The sequence below is a fragment of the Luteimonas sp. Soil_N_1 genome, from assembly GCF_057656255.1.
Genome location: NZ_JBDGKS010000001.1, coordinates 263,547 through 280,957 on the forward strand (window position 1 = coordinate 263,547; position 17,411 = coordinate 280,957).

The following is a 17,411-nucleotide window of genomic DNA, read 5'->3' on the forward strand; positions in this document are numbered from 1 at the left end:
CCTGGAGCGGAGCGGGCGCATCCTCCAGATGGATCCGATGCACGTGAGACGGCCGGACGCACCTATCCTGTCGTCCTGGTGAAACAGGACACGCGCGCATGGCGGCAACGGACATCCGCTGGGGCATGATCGGCGTCGGCTCGGTCGCCGAGCACAAGAGTGGCCCGGCCTTCGCGCGGGCGCACGGCGGCACGCTTGCGGGTGTGGCATCGCGCCGTGCGCACGCAGCGCACGCCTACGCCGAGCGGCATGGCGTGCCGCGGGTGTTCCCCGATGCGACGGCACTGATCGAGTCTCCGGACATCGATGCGGTCTACATCGCCACGCCGCCCGCTTCGCACGTCGCGCTGGCGCTCAGCGTGGCGCGCATGGGAAAGCCCTGTTGCGTCGAAAAACCGATGAGCGTTCGTCACGCGGACGCGCTGCTTATGCAGGCTGCGTTCGTCGAGGCGGATCAACCGCTCTTCGTTGCGTATTACCGCCGCACGCTGCCCCGGTTCGAGCAGGTGGACCAGTGGATCTGCAATGGCGCGATCGGTGAGATCGAGTCCGTCGCGTGGCAGCTGCATCGCACGCCGTCGCCGGCGCGGACTGCTGATGTCTGGCGTCTCGATCCGCTGCAGGCCCCAGGCGGCCTGTTCGAGGATCTGGCCTGCCATGGCCTCGATCTGTTCGACATGCTGCTCGGCCCGATCACGTGCATCGATCGGGCGACGTTGACCGCGTCCAACGGTCGCGTTCCTGACCACGTCGCAGCGACGTGGTGGCATGACGAACGCATCGTGGGAGAGGGCGACTGGAACTTCGCGGCCGCCGAGCGACTCGACCGGGTCACGATCACCGGCACCAGGGGCGGAATCCGGTTCTCGATGTTCGATGACGCACCGCTCGTGCTGTCAGGCAGCGCGGTCGAAGAATGCCGCGTCGTCGAACATCCGGTGCCGATCCAGCTGCATCACGTGCAGGCGATGAACCGGCACCTGCGCGGCGGCGCGCCACACCCATCGACGGTCGACTCCGCGATCCGCACAGCCTGGGTCACCGAGCAGATCCTGCGAGGTCCAGGTACCGGGACCGTCGGCTTCGCATTCGCCGACGGCCCCTGACGCCGCACGCGGCGGCTTCAGCGCATCCCCGCCGTCTCACGTGCCGGCAAAGTCTGCGGCCAGCCGCCTGCAAGTGCGCGATACAGCGCGACCGCATCAGTGGCCGTGCGTGTACGTCCGGAGGCGAACGCGTCCTCGGCCTGCAGCTGGGTGCGTTCGGCGTCGAGGACTTCCAGCAGGCTGGTGCCGCCGGCGTCGAAGCGCAGGCGCGCGAGCTGCGCGGCGCGGGCGCTGTCGCGGGCGGCGCGTTCGAGTTCGACGTCGGCGTCGTGGGCGCGGTCGAAGCGCACCAGCGCATTGCCGGTGTCTTCGAGCGCGCGCAGCACGGTCTGCTGGTAGCGCGCGAGTTCCAGCGAGGCGTCGGCGTCGGCCGCGGCGATGCGTGCACGCACGCGGCCGATGTCGAGGAACGACCAGTCGATGCCCAGCGCGATCAGTCGCGTTTCGCTGCTGCGGCCGAACAGCGCGTCGATGTCGCCGGCCTGGCTGCCGATCAGGCCGCCCAGCGTGAGCCGCGGGAACAGATCCGCCGTCGCGACGCCGACGCGCGCAGTCGCCGAGTGCAGGCGATGTTCGGCGGCGGAGACGTCGGGACGCAGACGCAGCACGTCGGCCGGCGTGCCGGGATCGATCGCGCGCGGCACCGCGGGCAATGCACGTGCGACGGACAGCTGCGCGCGCAATGCATCGGGCGTACGCCCGGTCAGCACGGCGATGCGGTGGGTGGCGACGGCGATCTCGGCTTCCAGCATCGGGATGCGTGCCGCCGTCGACGCGGCCTGCGCCGAGGCGCGCGCACTGTCGAAGTCGCTGTCCTGTCCGGCGTTGCGACGCGCGTCGACCAGCGCCAGCGTGTGCTGCTGGTTGCCGGCGTTCTCGGTCGCCACGCGCAGGCGTTCCTGCAGGCCGCGCAGATCGAGATAGGCGGTCGCCACTTCACCGACGATCGCGACCTGCAGCGCGCGCAGATCGTCCGCGCTCGCCGCGACATCGGCGCGTCCGGCCTCGACGCTGCGACGCACGCGGCCGAACAGGTCGAGTTCCCAGCTGGCGCCGATGCCGATGTCGAAGCTGTCGGTGTCGCGTGCATCGCGCGGCACACCGGGCGCCTGGTCGGCACTCGCGCGATTGCTGCTCGCGGTGCCGCTGGCGTCGATCGTCGGCAACTGGTCGAAGCGTGTGCCGCGCAGCAACGCGTTCGCGCGGTCGTAGCGGGCGAGTGCGATGCGCAGGTCGTGGTTCGCCACCAGCGTGTCGTCGACCAGCGCGTTCAACTGCGGATCGCCGAACGCCTGCCAGAACGCGGTGTCGACCACGGCCGGGGCAGCGGTCGCGGGGATCGCGGTTGCCGCAGTCGCATCCGGTCCGGCCGTGCCTTCGAAGCTCTGCGGCACGGCCATCGACGGCCGCACGTGTTCGGGGCCGACGGCGCAGGCGGCGAGCAACGCCGCCGCCAGCACCGTGATCAGGGGACGTATCACCACGGCAGCACCTCGTCGAGATGGAAGTAGCCGCCGGTCGGGCCGGCATCGTCGATCAGTGCCAGGCGCACGCTGGTGCGCGCGCCATCGGCGACTTCGAGTTCGCCGTTCTGTTCGTCGCCGGCCTTGTTCATGTCGGTGCGCACGTAGCCCGGATGGATCGTGTTGACCTTGATGCCGGCGTCCTTGAGCACGTGCGCCAGATGCACGGTCCACGCGTTCACTGCGCTCTTGGACACGTTGTAGGCCGGCACGCCCTTGAAGGCGTAGATGAAGGACGCCGGATTCTGGTGCTCGCTGATCGAACCGAGCAGGCTGGACACGTTGACGATGCGGCCGGCCTTTGACTTGTGCAGCAGCGGCAGCAGCGCCTGGGTGGTGGCGATCAGGCCGAACACGTTGGTCTCGAACGTCGTGCGCCAGGTGTCGATCGACTGACCGGCGGCGCCGAGCTGCGGATCGTCGGCGATGATGCCGGCGTTGTTGACCAGGATGTCGAGCCGGCCGTGACGGTCTTCGATGGTCTTCGCCGCTGCGGCGATGCTGGCGGCATCGGTGACGTCGAGCGCGATGGCCTCGACCGGCAGGCCGTCGGCCTGCAGCTTCAATGCAGCTTCGACGGCCTTGTCGCGGTTGCGACCGGCCAGCAGCGTGTGCACGCCGGCTTCGGCCAGCTGACGCACGGTTTCCAGACCGATGCCGCGGGTGGCGCCGGTGACGAGAGCGATGCGGGACGAGGTGTTCATGGGTGGCTCCTGATGTGGGGATCCGGGATGCGGCCGCGCGCATCGGCGCGGCCTGGATCGAAGAAGGGGATGTGGGCGACGTGGCTCATGCGTGCGTGCTGCTGACGGGTGCGTCGTGCGCCACCGGCTTGTGCGACACCACCGGCGTGTTCGCGAGCTTGCGCAGCGCGACGTAGAACACCGGCGTCAGGAACAGGCCGAACAGGGTCACGCCCAGCATGCCGGCGAACACGGTGACGCCGGTGATCGAGCGGACTTCCGCACCTGCGCCGGTCGACAGCACCAGCGGCACGGTGCCGGCGATGAAGGCGACCGAGGTCATGACGATCGGGCGCAGACGCAGGCGGCTGGCTTCCAGCGCGGACTCGACGATGCCCTTGCCCTGCATTTCCAGTTCGCGGGCGAACTCGACGATCAGGATCGCGTTCTTGCACGCCAGGCCCATCAGCACGACCAGTCCCACCTGCACGAACACGTTGTTGTCGCCGCCGGCGAGCCACACGCCGAACAACGCGGACAGCAGCGTCATCGGCACGATCAGGATCACCGCCAGCGGCAGCGACCAGCTCTCGTACAGCGCCGCGAGCACGAGGAACGCCAGCAGCACCGCGAGCGGGAACACCACCATCGCCGCACCGCTCTGGTTCGACTGCTGATAGCTCAGGTCGCTCCAGCCGATGCCCATGCCGGCCGGCAGCACCTGTCCGGCGAGTTCGGTTACCTTGGCCATGGCCTCGCCCGACGACAGCACGCGCGGGTCGGCATCGCCCAGCAGGTCGGCGGCGGGATAGCCGTTGAAACGGATCACCGGGTCCGGGCCGTAGGTCTGGCGCACGTTGACCATCGAACCCACCGGCACCATCTCGCCCGCCGCGTTGCGCGTGCGCAGGTTGGCGATGTCGGTCACCTCGTCGCGGAACTGGCCGTCGGCCTGGGCGATGACCTGCCAGGTGCGGCCGAACATGTTGAAGTCGTTGACGTAGGACGACCCCAGATACGTCTGCAGCGTGTCGAACAGTTCGGTCAACGGCACGCCCTGCGCCTTCGCCTTGACGCGATCCACGTCCGCGTCGAGCTGTGGCACGTTGGCCTGGTAGCTGCTGATCGGATAACCGAGGCCCGGCGTCTGCATCGCCGCGCCCTGGAACGCCTGCACGGCGGCCTGCAGTTCGCCGTAGCCCAGACGCGTGCGGTCCTGGACGAACAGCGACCAGCCCGAACCGTTGCCCAAACCCTGGATCGGCGGCGGCATGAAGGCGAAGGTGAAACCTTCCTGGATCGTCGAGAACTTCTGGTTGAGCTCGGCGGTGATCTCTTCGGCGGTGCGCGAGCGCTCGCTGAAGGGATCGAGGGTGAAGAAGATCACGCCGTTGTTGGGCGTGTTGGTGAACTGCAGCGGGTTGAGGCCGGGGAACGCGATCTCGCTGGCGACGCCGTCCACTTCATTGGCCAGCGCGGCCATCTTCTTGAGGACAACATCGGTGCGCTCGATCGACGCGCCCTCCGGCATCTTCACGCCGGCGATCACATACAGCTTGTCCTGCACCGGAATGAAGCCGGCCGGCACCACCTTGAACATCAGGCCCGCACCGAGCAGCAGCACCGCGTACACCAGGAACACCGCACCGCGACGGCCCAGCGACCGCGACACCGCGCCTTCGTAGCGCTCCGAGCTGCGGTTGAAGAAACGGTTGAACGGACGGAACAGCCAGCCGAACAGGCGATCGATGATGCGCGTCAGGCGATCCTTCGGCGCGCCGTGCGGCTGCAGCAGCTTGGCCGCGAGCGCCGGCGACAGGGTCAGCGAGTTGATCGCCGAGATCACCGTCGAGATCGCGATGGTCACCGCGAACTGCTTGTAGAACTGGCCGGTCACACCGGTCAGGAACGCCATCGGCACGAACACCGCGCAGAGCACCAGCGCGATCGCGATGATCGGGCCGGAGACTTCCCGCATCGCCAGATGCGCGGCCTCCAATGGCGTGGCGCCGAGTTCGATGTGTCGCTCGACGTTCTCCACCACCACGATCGCGTCGTCGACCACGATGCCGATCGCCAGCACCAGCCCGAACAGGGTCAGCGTGTTGATCGAATAGCCGAGCAGGTACAGCACCGCGAACGTGCCGACGATCGACACCGGCACCGCCAGCAGGGGAATGATCGACGCGCGCCAGGTCTGCAGGAACAGGATCACCACCAGCACCACCAGCAGCGTCGCTTCGATCAGCGTGACCACGACCGACTTGATCGAATCGCGCACGAAGATCGTGGTGTCGTAGATCGACTGGATCTCGACGCCCGGCGGCAGCGAAGGCCGCAACTGCTCCATGGTCGCGACCACGCCGTCGCGGATGTCGAGCGCGTTCGCACCCGGCGCCTGGAAGACGCCGATCGCGGCCGCGTTCTTGCCGTCGAGACGCGCGCGCAGCGTGTAGTCGCCTGCGGCGAGTTCGATGCGGGCCACATCGGCCAGACGCACCAGCTCACCGTCGGCGCCGGACTTCAGCACGATGTCGCCGAACTCCTCGACGGTTTCCAGACGGCCCTTGGCATTGATCGGCAGCAGGAAATCGCTGCCGTTGGGCATGGGTTCGGCGCCGAGCTGGCCGGCCGAGACCTGCACGTTCTGCTCGCGCACCGCGCGCACCACGTCGCTGGCGGTCATGCCGCGCGCGGCGATCTTGTCGGGATCCAGCCACAGGCGCATCGCGTAGTCGCCGCCGCCGAACACCTGCGCATCGCCGACGCCGGAGATCTTCGCGATCTCGTCCTTGACGTGCAGGCGCATGTAGTTGCGCAGGTACAGCGAGTCGTAGCGGCCGTCGCTCGACGTCAGATGCACCACCATCAGGAATACCGGCGACTGCTTCTGCGTGGTCACGCCCTGCCGGCGCACGTCCTCCGGCAGTCGCGCGAGCGCCTGGGCCACGCGGTTCTGCACGCGCACCGCGGCCTCGTCGGCATCGGTGCCGGGCTTGAAGGTCGCGGTGAGCTGCAGCACGCCGTCGGAGCCGGCGACGGACTTGATGTACATCATGTCCTCGACGCCGTTGATGGCCTCCTCGAGCGGCGTCGCCACGGTTTCGGCGATCACCTTCGGATTGGCACCGGGGTACACGGTGCGCACGACCACCGACGGCGGCACGACCTCCGGGTATTCGCCGATCGGGAGCAGCGGGATGGCGATCAGGCCACCGGCGAAGATCAGGATCGAGAGCACCGCGGCGAAGATCGGCCGGTCGATGAAGAAGCGGGAGAAGTCCACGGGGAAATCCTTGTGGGCGGCGCGGAGGCCGCAGAGAAAAGAACGCGGGAACGGCAAGCCCTTCTCCCTCCGGGACTGCGTGCCCTTGGGTTAGAAGGTGCCCCGGAGGGGCGGATGAGGGCGGGGTCTCAACGGGTGACGCCTCGCCCTCACCCGACGCGCTGCGCGCGTCGACCTCTCCCGGAGGGAGAGGTGCGGGTCAAGCGCGCGTCAGCGCTTCGCGACGGCCTCGATCGGCGCACCGCCACGCATCGCGACCGCCTTCGGCGCGACCGGCATGCCCGGCATGAAGACCTTCTGCACGCCGTTGACGATCACGCGGTCGCCGGCGGCGAGGCCGGATTCGACGACACGCAGGCCTTCGACGATGCGGCCCGGCACGATGTCGCGGCGCTGCGCGGTGTTGTCCTCGCCGACGACGTAGACGAACTTGCGGTCCTGGTCGGTGATCACGGCCTTGTCGTCGATCAGGATCGCCGGGCGTGCGGCCGCGCCTTCCAGCTGCACGCGGGCGAACAGGCCCGGGGTGAAGCGACGGTCCGGATTCGGCAGCACGGCGCGGGCGCGCACGGTGCCCGTCGTGGGATCGATCTGGTTGTCGAGGAAGTCGACGGTGCCGGCGTGCGGATAACCGGCTTCGTCGGCCAGACCCACGCGCACCGCGTTGTCTGCATTGGTGCGCGTCCCGGCACGCGACATCGCCTGGTGGCGCAGGTAAGTGCGCTCGTCGGTCTCGAAGTAGACGTGCACCGGATCCTGCGAGACCACGGTGGTCAGCATCGACGCATCGGCCTGGGCGAGATTGCCGGTGGTCAGCATCGCGCGTCCGGCGCGGCCGGCGACCGGCGCGCGCACTTCGGTGAACGCCAGATCCAGTCGCGCGGTTTCGACCGCCGCCTGCGCGCCGCGCACCGCGGCTTCGGCTTCGGCGCGACCGGCGCTGCGGGCTTCGAAATCGTCGCGCGAGATCGCGCTGGCATCGATCAGCTGCTGCGCACGGGTGTGACGCGTGGTCGCCAGCTGCGCATCGGCGCGGGCGCGGGCGAGTTCGGCTTCCGCGCGCTGCAGCGCGGCGCGATACGGACGCGGGTCGATGACGAACAGCAGGTCGCCCTGCTTCACTTCATCGCCTTCGGCGTAGGCCACGCGCTGCACGTACCCGCTCACGCGCGGGCGCAGCTCGACGCTTTCGATCGCGGCGATGCGGCCGGTGGCGTCGTTCCAGTCCTGCACCTGTTCCGACAGCACGGCGGCGACGCCGACATCCGGCGGTGGCGGCTGGTTCTGTTCCTGGGCCTGGGTGTCGCAACCGGCGACGACGAGTGCAACGGCCACGGCGAGACCGGTCGCAGTGAGTGCGCGCCACGCGCGCGGGCTGATGTGGGAGCGGATCATGAGCGTGATTCCTGGGGGGAGGCGGCAGTGGCGAGGCGACGCAGCAAGGCGCTGGCATCGGTCTGGTGGGAATGGGTGGGTGCGCAGGGGCCGACGTCGAGGTCGTCGGACAGGCCGGGCGGGCGCACGGCCGCGCCGATCGGGAAGCGCACGAGGGCGACGTCGGCATTCGCGGCGCCATCGACCAGACGCAACGCGTGGTCGGCGATCGCGTCGACATCCGGCCACTGCGCGCGCGCATGCGCGGCGTTGGCATCGCAGCGCACCGGCGAATCGACGGCGAGCATCTGCACGCGCACCGGCAGCGTGCGGGCTTCCTCGTGCAGCACCCGCGCCAGCATCCGCAGCGCGGACGCGCCGATCGAGTGATGGCCGTAGCCGGACCACGGATGGTCCGCGCCGGGACCGCCGACCAGCACATAGCCGGCGCGCGGCTGCGTGGCGAGCAGCGGCAGCAGATGCCGCGCGATCGACAGGTGCGGCAGCAGATCCTCGTCGAGGCGACGACGCAGGAAGTCCGCGGGCGCATCGAGCACACGCTGGCTGCCGGCCGCGCCACGGATCGCCGCGATCACCGCACCCGGCGCCGGGCCGGGCAGTGCCCGCAGGCGCGTGGCGAGATCAGCCGCGTCACCGTCGCTGCGGATATCCGCGAACAGCGTGGTCAGCCCGGCACCGTGTTTGGCCTGCAGCTGGTCCAGCGCTTCAGCGTCATTGGCGACCGCGATCGTGCGGCGCCCGGCGGCCAAGGCCTGCGCAACCACGCGCGTTCCGACCATCCCGGTGGCGCCGACAATCACCAGCGGCGCCCTGATTGTCCCTTTCATGGGATTTTGTCTCCCGAAAACCGGTCTTCGATCGATGCCGGGGCACTGCGGCGGCGGGCATTGCCGGGCAGCCAGGACCACAGCCAGCCCCAGCCGGCATAGCCGGCCTGGAGCCGCTTGGGGGTGGCGATCCGGGCGCTAGACGATTGATTCGGCGGGATTTCCATGCGCAGCCCACGGCGACGCGCGGGGGCGGTCGCGGGGCGTGGCGCAGGGGGCGCGGCGGGACGGGGGGCGGACATGGGCGGCGTCGACTCGGGGGATGCCGCAGATCATCCGCCTCGAAAGGGGACTTGATTAGTCCCTATTCGAGGGAATAATTATCCCCGTCACGGTCCAATCCTCCGCGCACCGTGCGCGCGCCCGTTCCAGGAGTTCCACATGGCACACGATCTCAACGAGACCCTGATCTTCGTCAAGGTGGTCGAGCAGGGCAGCTTCATCGCTGCCGCCAATGCGCTCGGCCTGCCCAAGACCACGGTCAGCCGCAAGGTGCAGGAACTCGAACAGCGACTCGGCGCGCGCCTGCTCAACCGCACCACGCGCCGGCTCGGCCTCACCGAAGCCGGCAGCATCTATCACGAGCATTGCCAGCGCATCGCACGCGGACTCGAAGATGCCGAGAGCGCGGTCGCGCAGTTGCAGTCCGGTCCGCGCGGCTGGCTGCGTTTCACCGTGCCGTACTCGATCGGCATCACCTGGATCGCGCCGCTGCTCGGTGACTTCCAGGCGCAGTACCCCGAGATCCAGCTCGACATGCACATGGGCAACGAGAAGCTGGACCTGATCGCAGGCGAAGCCGACCTCGCCCTGCGCATCGGCACGCTGCCCGATTCCAACCTCGTCGCGCGCAAGCTCGGCAGCCTGCGCACGCAGGTCTTCGCCAGCCAGTCCTACATCGAACAGCACGGCGAACCGCTGCACCCCGACGACCTGCAGCACCACCGCACGCTGGTGATGCGCAAGAGCCACAACGCGAACAACCGCTTCATCTGGTCGCTCACCGACGGCCGCGCGTTGCGCGACTTCCCGGTCAATCCGCAGCTCGTCGCCAACGATCCCGCCGCGCTCAACTGGGCGTTGATCAAGGGCGAAGGCCTGATGCTCACCGGCGACGTGATGGCCAAGGCCTTCGTCGAAGCCGGCATGGCGCAACGCGTGCTCGCCGGCTGGACCGGCCCGGAAGTCGACTTCAACGCCGTCTTCCCCGGCGGCCGCCTCGTCTCGCCGAAGGTGCGCGCGTTCGTCGATTTCCTGATCGAACGTCTGAACTTCGACGCCGACCACATGCAGACGCTCTGCCAGGTGCAGCAGCAGGCACTGGAAGCGAAGGCGGCGGGCAAGGTGGCGCTGGCGCAGCTGGAGAAGGCGACGCGGCGCGCGGTGGTGCCGGTGTTGGATGTCGAGGAAGAGGTGGCGCAGGTGGTGGGCTGATCGTCTGATCCGTGCCGAAGGCACCGGTCTGCGTCACGGGCGCTGGTATCTGCGGTTCGCCTTGCGCGTCGATCCTGGCAAGGTCGTGGCATGCGTGTGCGGACCCGTCGGGCGCCGCCTACCGGGTGGGCGGATGCAAGCGCAATGACGATGTCGGGACATGGAAAGACCGATGGCAAGCGTCAGCCGTGATCACGACCGGATCTCTGCAACGGCGCATGACCTGTTGAGCGGGCGCGCAGTCAGCGCGCGACCAACCACGCCCGCATCAGGTCCGTGGTGTCATCGGCCCGCTCGAGCGGCGGCAGATGTCCACACACCGCCAGTCGATGCAATGTCGACCCTGTGATGCCCGCATGCATGGCCTCCGCCTCGACCGGCGGCGTCAGTCGATCGTCCGTACCCACGACGATCAGCGTCGGCACCTCGATACGCGCGAGCAGCGATGCCGAATCCGGGCGGCCGAGAATCGCCGCCTGCTGCCTCAGATAGCCGTCGGCGCCGACTTCGCGCGCCATCGACTGCACGATCTCGCCGATCGGCCCGTCGATGTGCGATGGATGCACCAGGCTCGGCAACAGCTGGCGGGTCACGCCGACGAAGCGGCCGCGGCCGATCGCGTCGATGCCGCGGCGACGCTGGGCGGCGCGCTCCGGTGAGTCGGGACGCGCGCTGGTCGCGATCAACGCCAGACGCGTGACGCGTTCCGGCGCGCGGCGCAGGATCTCGAAGGCGACGTAGCCACCCATCGACAGCGCGGCAAGGGCGAATTGCGGTGGCGCACCGGCGAGTGCGCGCTCGGCCATCGCGCCGATGCTGTCGTCCCGGGTGAGATCGGCGACGTGCGACTCGGCGACATCGCCGAGTGCGTCGATCTGCGCCTGCCACAACCGCGCCGTGCACAGCAGGCCGGGCAGCAACAGCAACGGCGTGCGCACGCTCACGTCCGGACCGGAGGGTGTCAGGGCTTCGCCAGCGTGAACTGGACGGCCGTGCCCGCTTCGGAACTCGGCGCGATCCAGACATCGAACACCCCAGGCTCGGCGGCGAACGCACCGCTGCGCGTGGTGAAGGCGAGCTGGTCGCGATGCAGGGTGAACGACACCGTGGTGTGCTCGCCCGGCGCGAGTGCGACCTTGCGGAAATCCTTGAGCTCTCGGATCGGCCGCACGCGGCTGGCGACGCGGTCGTGGATGTAGAGCTGCACGACTTCCTCGCCGAAGCGGCTGCCGTCGTTGCGCAGCGTCACCGACACGGTCAGCGTGCCGTCCCAGTCCAGCGTGTCGGCCGACGCGCTGTCGGATGAGAGCTGGACATCACCGTAGACGAAACGCGTGTACGACAGGCCGTGGCCGAACGGATACAGCGCGCTGTGCGGCACCTCGCGCCAGCGGCTCTTGAACTCCGACATCGTCGGCAGTTCCGGGCGGCCGGTGCGCTGGCGGTTGTAGTACAGCGGCTGCTGGCCCGAGTCACGCGGGAAGCTCACCGGCAGGCGCGCGGACGGGTTGTAGTCGCCGAACAGCACCTGCGCGACGGCAGGGCCGGTCGCGGTGCCGAGGAACCAGGTCGCGAGGATCGCCTGCGCATCGTGCACCGCGCCGTGCAGCGCGAGCGCGCGGCCATGACGCAGCAGTACGACGACCGGGGTGCCGGTGGCGGCGACGGCCTCGGCCAGCGCCTGCTGCGCGGGCGGCACGACGATCTGGGTGCGCGACTGCGCTTCGCCACTGAAGCCCTGCGGTTCGCCGATCGCGAGCAGCACGACATCGGCCCTGCGTGCGGCCTCGACCGCGGCCTCGATCCCGCCGTCGATCGCGTCTTCCATGCCGCTGCCGTCGACGACATCGAGCGCGTCGCCGTCCTCGAGCGCGGCGCGCAGGCCGTCTTCGAGATTGACGTACAGGCGCTTGTCGCCGAACAGGGTCCAGCAGCCTTCGATGTTGTCGCGATCGCGCGCGAACGGACCGATCAGCGCGAGCTTCTGTCCGGACTTGCGCAGCGGCAGCAGGTCGTCGTCGTTCTTGAGCAGCACGATCGAACGGCGCGCTGCGTCGAGCGCGAGGTCGCCGTGCAGCGCGTCCGGATCGAGGGCGGCTTCGACCTTGGGATCGAGCGAACGGTAGGGATTGTCGAACAGGCCGATCGCCTGCTTGACCGCGAACACGCGGCGCACGCCCTGGTCGATCACGTCCATCGGCACCTCGCCGCTGGCGACGAGGTCGGGCAGATGCGCTGCGTACAGGCCGCTCTGCATGCTCATGTCGACGCCGGCGGTGAAGGAGAGTTTCGTCGCCTCGCGATCGTCGCTGGCGAAGCCGTGCGCGACGAGTTCGAAGTCGGCGGTGTAGTCGGACACCACGAAGCCCTTGAAGCCCCATTCGCCGCGCAGCAGATCGGTCAGCAGGCCGTCGTGCGCCGAAGCCGGTACCCCGTTGATGTCGTTGAAGGCGCTCATCACCGTCAGCGCGCCGGCATCCAGCGCGGCCTTGAACGGCGGCAGGTGCACGTCGCGCAACGTGCCTTCGGAAATCTCGACGCTGTTGTAGTCCAGGCCGCCCATGACCGCGCCGTAGCCGACGAAGTGCTTGGGCGTGGCCAGCATCGAATCGTGTGCGGTCAGGTCACTGCCCTGGAAGCCGCGCACGCGCGCTGCCGAGAACGCATTGCCGAGCACCACGTCTTCGCCTGCGGCTTCGGCCACGCGGCCCCAGCGCTGGTCGCGGGCGATGTCGAGCGTCGGGGCGAACGTCCAGTGCAGGCCCGACGCCGTCGCCTCGATCGCCGCGGCGCGCGCGGTGCGCTCCGCAAGTCCGGGTTCGAAGCTCGCGGCTTCGCCCAGCGGGATCGGAAACACGGTGCGCATGCCGTGGATCACGTCGGCGCCCATCAGCAGCGGGATGCCGAGCCGGCTCTCCTCGACCGCGATGCGCTGCGACTCGCGGCCCTGCACCGCGCCGACGCCGTTGAACACTGCGCCCACGCGGCCGGCGCGGATCTGCTCGCGCAGCTCGCCGGCGTTCAACTCGTTCATTTCGGGATTCACATCGGCCGCGAACGGCCGCAGCATGTCGGCGAAAATGCCGAGCTGGCCGATCTTCTCCTCGAGGGTCATCCGTGCGAGCAGCGCTTCGAGCCGGTCATCCAGGCGCATCAATCGATCCCGTGTAAACGATTACAGCCGGCGATTATAGGACGCACGCCGGGAGGCGGGTCCAGTATCTCCGCCCGCGACGTGCAGGGGACGGGGAAACCGTCTCAGCCGAGGTCGTCCACGGTCGGTGCCGGCGGAGGCCGGCGCGCGGGAATGAAAGGCGACACCGGATCGCTGGCCGGAAACGTTTCGTCCAGCGCCTCGTCCTGATTGTCGTCGGTGTGCCGACGCGCGGCGTCGGTGTCGGGGTCGACCGGTGGTGCGGGATCTGTCGGGTGCATGGCTACACCGTGGACCTGCGGGCAGCGTCCGCGTGTGAATCCGGCCGCCCTGCGTTTGACACGCGTTGCACGGCGCCGGTGCAAGCCTCCGGCATTCATGCCGCCGGCCGCCCCGCGCCGTCGCATCGGAGATCGTCCATGGCACGTCCCATCTGGTCCGGCTCACTGTCCTTCGGCCTGCTCAATATTCCGGTCTCGCTGATGTCGGGCGAACGCCGGACCGATCTCAGCTTCCGCATGCTCGACTCGCGCGACAAGAAGCCGATCCGCTTCGAGCGCGTCAATGCCGACACCGGTGAGGAAGTGCCGTGGAAGGACATCGTCAAGGCCTTCGAATACGACAAGGGCAGCTACGTCGTCATCGAGAAAGAGGACATCGCCTCCGCCGCGCCCGAGTCGCATGAATCGGTCGACGTGGAGGCCTTCATCGACGCGGGCAGCATCGGCACACGCTTCTTCGAAAAGCCCTACATCCTCGTGCCCGGCAAGAAGGCCGAGAAAGGCTATGTGCTGCTGCGCGAAACGCTGAAGAAGACCGGCAAGATCGGCATCGCCCGTGTCGTGATCCGCACCCGCGAGTACCTGTGCGCGGTAATGCCGGAGGACGACGCGCTGGTGCTGATGCTGCTGCGCTATCCGCAGGAACTCGTGGACCCCGGCGACTACAAGCTGCCCACCGGCAGCACGTCGAGCTACCGCATCGCCGACAAGGAAGTGCAGATGGCGAAGCAGCTGATCGATTCGATGTCGGCGCAGTGGGCGCCGGACGAATACCACGACGAGTTCCGCGAGCGCCTGTCGGACATCATCAAGAAGCGCATCAAGGCCAAGGGTGTGAAGACCAGGGTCGTCGACGCCCCGGCCCATCACGAGGACGCCGCGACCAATGTCGTCGACTTCGTCGCGCTTCTGCAGAAGAGCCTCAAGGACAACAAGCGCACGCCAGCCGGAAGCACCGACAAGGTGCCGGTGAAGAAGTCCACGACGAAGAAGGCCGCGAAGAAGACCACGAAGAAGGCCGCCAAGACGCCCGTGACCAAGGCAGCGAAGAAGACCACGCGCAAGGCGTCCTGAGATGTCGCTGACCGAGTACCGGCGCAAGCGGAAGTTCGACGCGACCCGCGAACCGGAACCCGGCAAACCCGCGCCACGCGGACGCCGCGCGATCTTCGTCGTGCAGCTGCACCACGCCAGCCGTCGCCATTACGACTTCCGCCTGCAGGTTGGCGATGCGCTCAAGAGCTGGGCGGTGCCGAAGGGGCCGAGCTACGACCCGGACGTGAAGCGCATGGCGGTCGAGGTCGAGGACCATCCCCTGGATTACGCCGGATTCGAAGGCGAGATCCCGAAGGGCCAGTACGGCGGCGGCCACGTCGCGCAGTTCGATACCGGTGTCTGGGCCGCCGATGGCGATGCCGAAGCCGGGCTGGCCAAAGGCCATCTGCGCTTCGAACTGTTCGGTCGCAAGCTCAAGGGCCGCTGGCATCTGGTGCGCTCCGGCAAGCCCGCAAAGCAGCCGCAGTGGCTGCTGTTCAAGGACCGCGACGACTACGCCGGCACGCTGGAAGCCGATGACCTGCTCGCGGACGTGTCTGCGCCGCCGGCCGAGGATGCGAAACGCGCCGGCACCGGCGAGGCGCGCAAGCGCAAGCAAACCGAGGTCGAGGTGCCGACGCAGCGCGCCCACGACTGGGCCGCCGAGGCGCGCAAGTTGCCCGGCGCGCAGCGCGGGCCGGCACCGACCGGCGCGTTCGAAACGCAGCTTGCGAAACTCGGTGATGCCGCGCCCGCTGGCGATACCTGGCTGCACGAACTCAAATGGGACGGCTACCGGCTGCTGGCCACCGTCGCGCGCGGCCAGGTGCAGCTGTGGTCGCGCAATGCGCTGGAATGGACCGGCAAGGTGCCGGAGATCACCGAGGCGGTGTCGCGACTCGGGCTGAAATCGGCGGCGCTCGATGGCGAACTCATTGCAGGCCGCGGCAGCCGCGAGGATTTCAATCTGCTGCAGGGCACGCTGTCGGGCGAGCGCCAGGGCGCGCTGGCGCTGGTGCTGTTCGACCTGCTGCATGTGGATGGCGTCGACATCAGCGCAGCCCCGCTGCTCGAACGCAAGGCGCTGCTGCAGCGCATTCTCGGCGACGCGCCGCCCGCGCATCTGGCCTTCAGCACGCACATCGAAGGCAACGCCGACACCGCGATCGAACTGGCGTCGGAATCCGGCTTCGAAGGCATCATTTCCAAGCGCAGCGATCGCGGCTATCGGCCCGGACGCGGCGACGACTGGCGCAAGACCAAGGAGCTGGCCAGCAACGAGTACGCGGTGGTCGGCTACACCCCGCCCAAGGGCAGTCGCAGCGGCTTCGGCGCGCTGCTGCTCGCGCGGCCCGATGCCGGGCACGGCTGGCGTTATGCCGGACGCGTGGGGTCGGGCTTCAGCGACGCACTGCTCGACGAACTCACCCCGCGCATCGGCCGCGCCGGCCGCAGCGAACCCAGCGTGTACGTGCCACCGAACGACACCGATCTGCGCGCGGCGAAGTGGTTCGCGCCGCGTTTCGTCGTCGAGGTGTTCTCGCGCGGTACCGGCGGCCATGGTCTGCTGCGCCAGCCGTCACTGAAGGCGGTGCGGCCCGACAAGTCGGTAGATGACCTGCACGACAGCGATCGCGATGGAGCGAACGACATGGCCAAGCGAAGCGAACGCTCGGCGAGCGCCGCAGCGCCGGCGAAGCAAAAGACTGCCAAGCGGGCCACAAAGGCCGTTTCGAAGGCCGCTGCAAAGGCGCCTGCAAAGAAGCGTACGAAGCGCGATACCGACAGCGAACGCGTACCACCGACCCTGTCGAGTCCGGACAAGGTCCTGTTTCCCGGCGACGCCCTGACCAAGCGCGATGTCGCCGACTACTACGCCGCGGCGATGCCATGGCTGCTGCCCGAGATCGCCGGGCGTCCGCTGTCGGTGATCCGCTGCCCCGGTGGTATCGACGGTCCCTGCTTCTTCCAGAAGCACCACACCGCCGGCATGACCCTGGTCGAGACGGTGCGGCTCAAGGATGAAGCAGGCGCCAGCGACTATCTGGTCGCCAACGACGCCGCCGCGGTCATGGAACTGGTGCAGTTCAACGCGCTGGAATTCCATCCCTGGGGCGCGCATGCCGATGCGCCGGACACTGCCGACCGGATCGTGTTCGACCTCGATCCGGGCGACGGCGTCAGCTGGGCCGAGATCGTCGCCGCTGCGCGCCAGGTACGCGGGCTGCTGCTGCAGCTCAAGCTCGAATCCTTCGTCCGCACCACCGGCGGCAAGGGCCTGCACGTGGTGGTGCCGCTGGATCCAGGCAGCGACTGGGATGTGGTCAAGCCGTTCGCACATGCATTCGCGCAGGGTATGACCGAACTCGACCCGCTCAAGTACGTGGCGACCGCGACCAAGAAATTCCGCAAGCAGAAGATCTTCGTCGACTACCTGCGCAATGGCCGCGGTGCGACGGCCGTCGCGTCGTTCTCGCTGCGCGCACGCGCGGGCGCACCGGTGTCGATGCCGTTGCGCTGGGAGGATCTGGGCAAGCTCAAATCCGGCGACGCCTGGACGCTGCGCAACGCACCGGCCCGGCTCAAGCGGCTCAAGGCGCATCCCTGGGGCGACTTCATGGCGCTGCGGCAGTCGCTCGACGGCATCGTCGACTGAGGCGCACAGGCGGTCCGGTAGCATGCGGCGC

General features: G+C 68.7%; 13 protein-coding genes. 4 read left to right on the forward strand and 9 right to left on the reverse strand.

Going from position 1 to position 17,411, the window contains the following annotated elements; translation table 11 throughout:
• Positions 1-98: 98 nt before the first annotated feature.
• Positions 99-1,106 (forward strand): Gfo/Idh/MocA family protein, encoded by a 1,008-nt coding sequence (locus tag AC3A4E_RS01340; RefSeq protein ID WP_487629782.1) that lies wholly within the window; start codon positions 99-101, stop codon positions 1,104-1,106.
• Positions 1,107-1,123: 17 nt separating this feature from the next.
• Here AC3A4E_RS01340 and AC3A4E_RS01345 read toward each other — a convergent pair whose 3' ends face one another.
• The 6 genes from AC3A4E_RS01345 to AC3A4E_RS01370 all read right to left on the reverse strand — a co-directional run bounded on the left by AC3A4E_RS01345 (position 1,124) and on the right by AC3A4E_RS01370 (position 8,987).
• Entirely contained in the window at positions 1,124-2,590 is a 1,467-nt protein-coding gene (locus tag AC3A4E_RS01345) for an efflux transporter outer membrane subunit (RefSeq protein ID WP_487629783.1), read from the reverse strand.
• Positions 2,584-3,333 (reverse strand): SDR family oxidoreductase, encoded by a 750-nt coding sequence (locus AC3A4E_RS01350; protein ID WP_487629784.1) that lies wholly within the window; start codon positions 3,331-3,333, stop codon positions 2,584-2,586. Before AC3A4E_RS01350 ends, AC3A4E_RS01345 begins: the two co-directional genes overlap by 7 nt.
• 85 nt (positions 3,334-3,418) lie before the next feature.
• A complete protein-coding gene (locus tag AC3A4E_RS01355; RefSeq protein ID WP_487629785.1) occupies positions 3,419-6,598 on the reverse strand; it encodes an efflux RND transporter permease subunit in 3,180 nt (1,059 codons plus the stop codon).
• A 210-nt stretch (positions 6,599-6,808) separates the two neighbouring features.
• Positions 6,809-7,993, reverse strand: a complete 1,185-nt coding sequence (locus AC3A4E_RS01360) for an efflux RND transporter periplasmic adaptor subunit (RefSeq protein WP_487629786.1) — start codon at positions 7,991-7,993, stop codon at positions 6,809-6,811.
• On the reverse strand, positions 7,990-8,820 hold the full coding sequence (locus AC3A4E_RS01365; RefSeq protein ID WP_487629787.1) for an SDR family NAD(P)-dependent oxidoreductase: 831 nt from the start codon (positions 8,818-8,820) through the stop codon (positions 7,990-7,992). The genes AC3A4E_RS01360 and AC3A4E_RS01365 overlap by 4 nt, the downstream gene beginning before the upstream one ends.
• Positions 8,817-8,987, reverse strand: a complete 171-nt coding sequence (locus AC3A4E_RS01370) for a hypothetical protein (protein ID WP_487629788.1) — start codon at positions 8,985-8,987, stop codon at positions 8,817-8,819. Before AC3A4E_RS01370 ends, AC3A4E_RS01365 begins: the two co-directional genes overlap by 4 nt.
• Before the next feature lie 214 nt (positions 8,988-9,201).
• Here AC3A4E_RS01370 and AC3A4E_RS01375 point away from each other — a divergent pair, with 214 nt between their 5' ends.
• Positions 9,202-10,254, forward strand: a complete 1,053-nt coding sequence (locus AC3A4E_RS01375; RefSeq protein WP_487629789.1) for a LysR family transcriptional regulator — start codon at positions 9,202-9,204, stop codon at positions 10,252-10,254.
• A gap of 242 nt (positions 10,255-10,496) precedes the next feature.
• On the opposite strand, the gene AC3A4E_RS01380 is transcribed toward AC3A4E_RS01375, so the two are convergent.
• The 3 genes from AC3A4E_RS01380 to AC3A4E_RS01390 all read right to left on the reverse strand — a co-directional run bounded on the left by AC3A4E_RS01380 (position 10,497) and on the right by AC3A4E_RS01390 (position 13,689).
• Entirely contained in the window at positions 10,497-11,276 is a 780-nt protein-coding gene (locus tag AC3A4E_RS01380; RefSeq protein WP_487631986.1) for an alpha/beta fold hydrolase, read from the reverse strand.
• Positions 11,216-13,408 carry a beta-glucosidase BglX gene (bglX, locus tag AC3A4E_RS01385; protein WP_487629790.1) on the reverse strand — a complete coding sequence of 731 codons (2,193 nt, stop codon included), beginning with the start codon at positions 13,406-13,408 and terminating at the stop codon, positions 11,216-11,218. The genes AC3A4E_RS01380 and bglX overlap by 61 nt, the downstream gene beginning before the upstream one ends.
• Positions 13,409-13,512: 104 nt before the next feature.
• Positions 13,513-13,689 carry a hypothetical protein gene (locus tag AC3A4E_RS01390; protein WP_487629791.1) on the reverse strand — a complete coding sequence of 59 codons (177 nt, stop codon included), beginning with the start codon at positions 13,687-13,689 and terminating at the stop codon, positions 13,513-13,515.
• 138 nt (positions 13,690-13,827) lie between these two features.
• On the opposite strand from AC3A4E_RS01390, the gene ku reads away from it, so the two are divergent.
• Positions 13,828-14,763 carry a non-homologous end joining protein Ku gene (gene ku, locus AC3A4E_RS01395; RefSeq protein WP_487629792.1) on the forward strand — a complete coding sequence of 312 codons (936 nt, stop codon included), beginning with the start codon at positions 13,828-13,830 and terminating at the stop codon, positions 14,761-14,763.
• Position 14,764: 1 nt separating this feature from the next.
• Positions 14,765-17,380: a DNA ligase D gene (gene ligD / locus AC3A4E_RS01400; RefSeq protein ID WP_487629793.1), complete on the forward strand. Its 2,616-nt coding sequence runs from the start codon at positions 14,765-14,767 to the stop codon at positions 17,378-17,380.
• Positions 17,381-17,411: the final 31 nt, after the last annotated feature.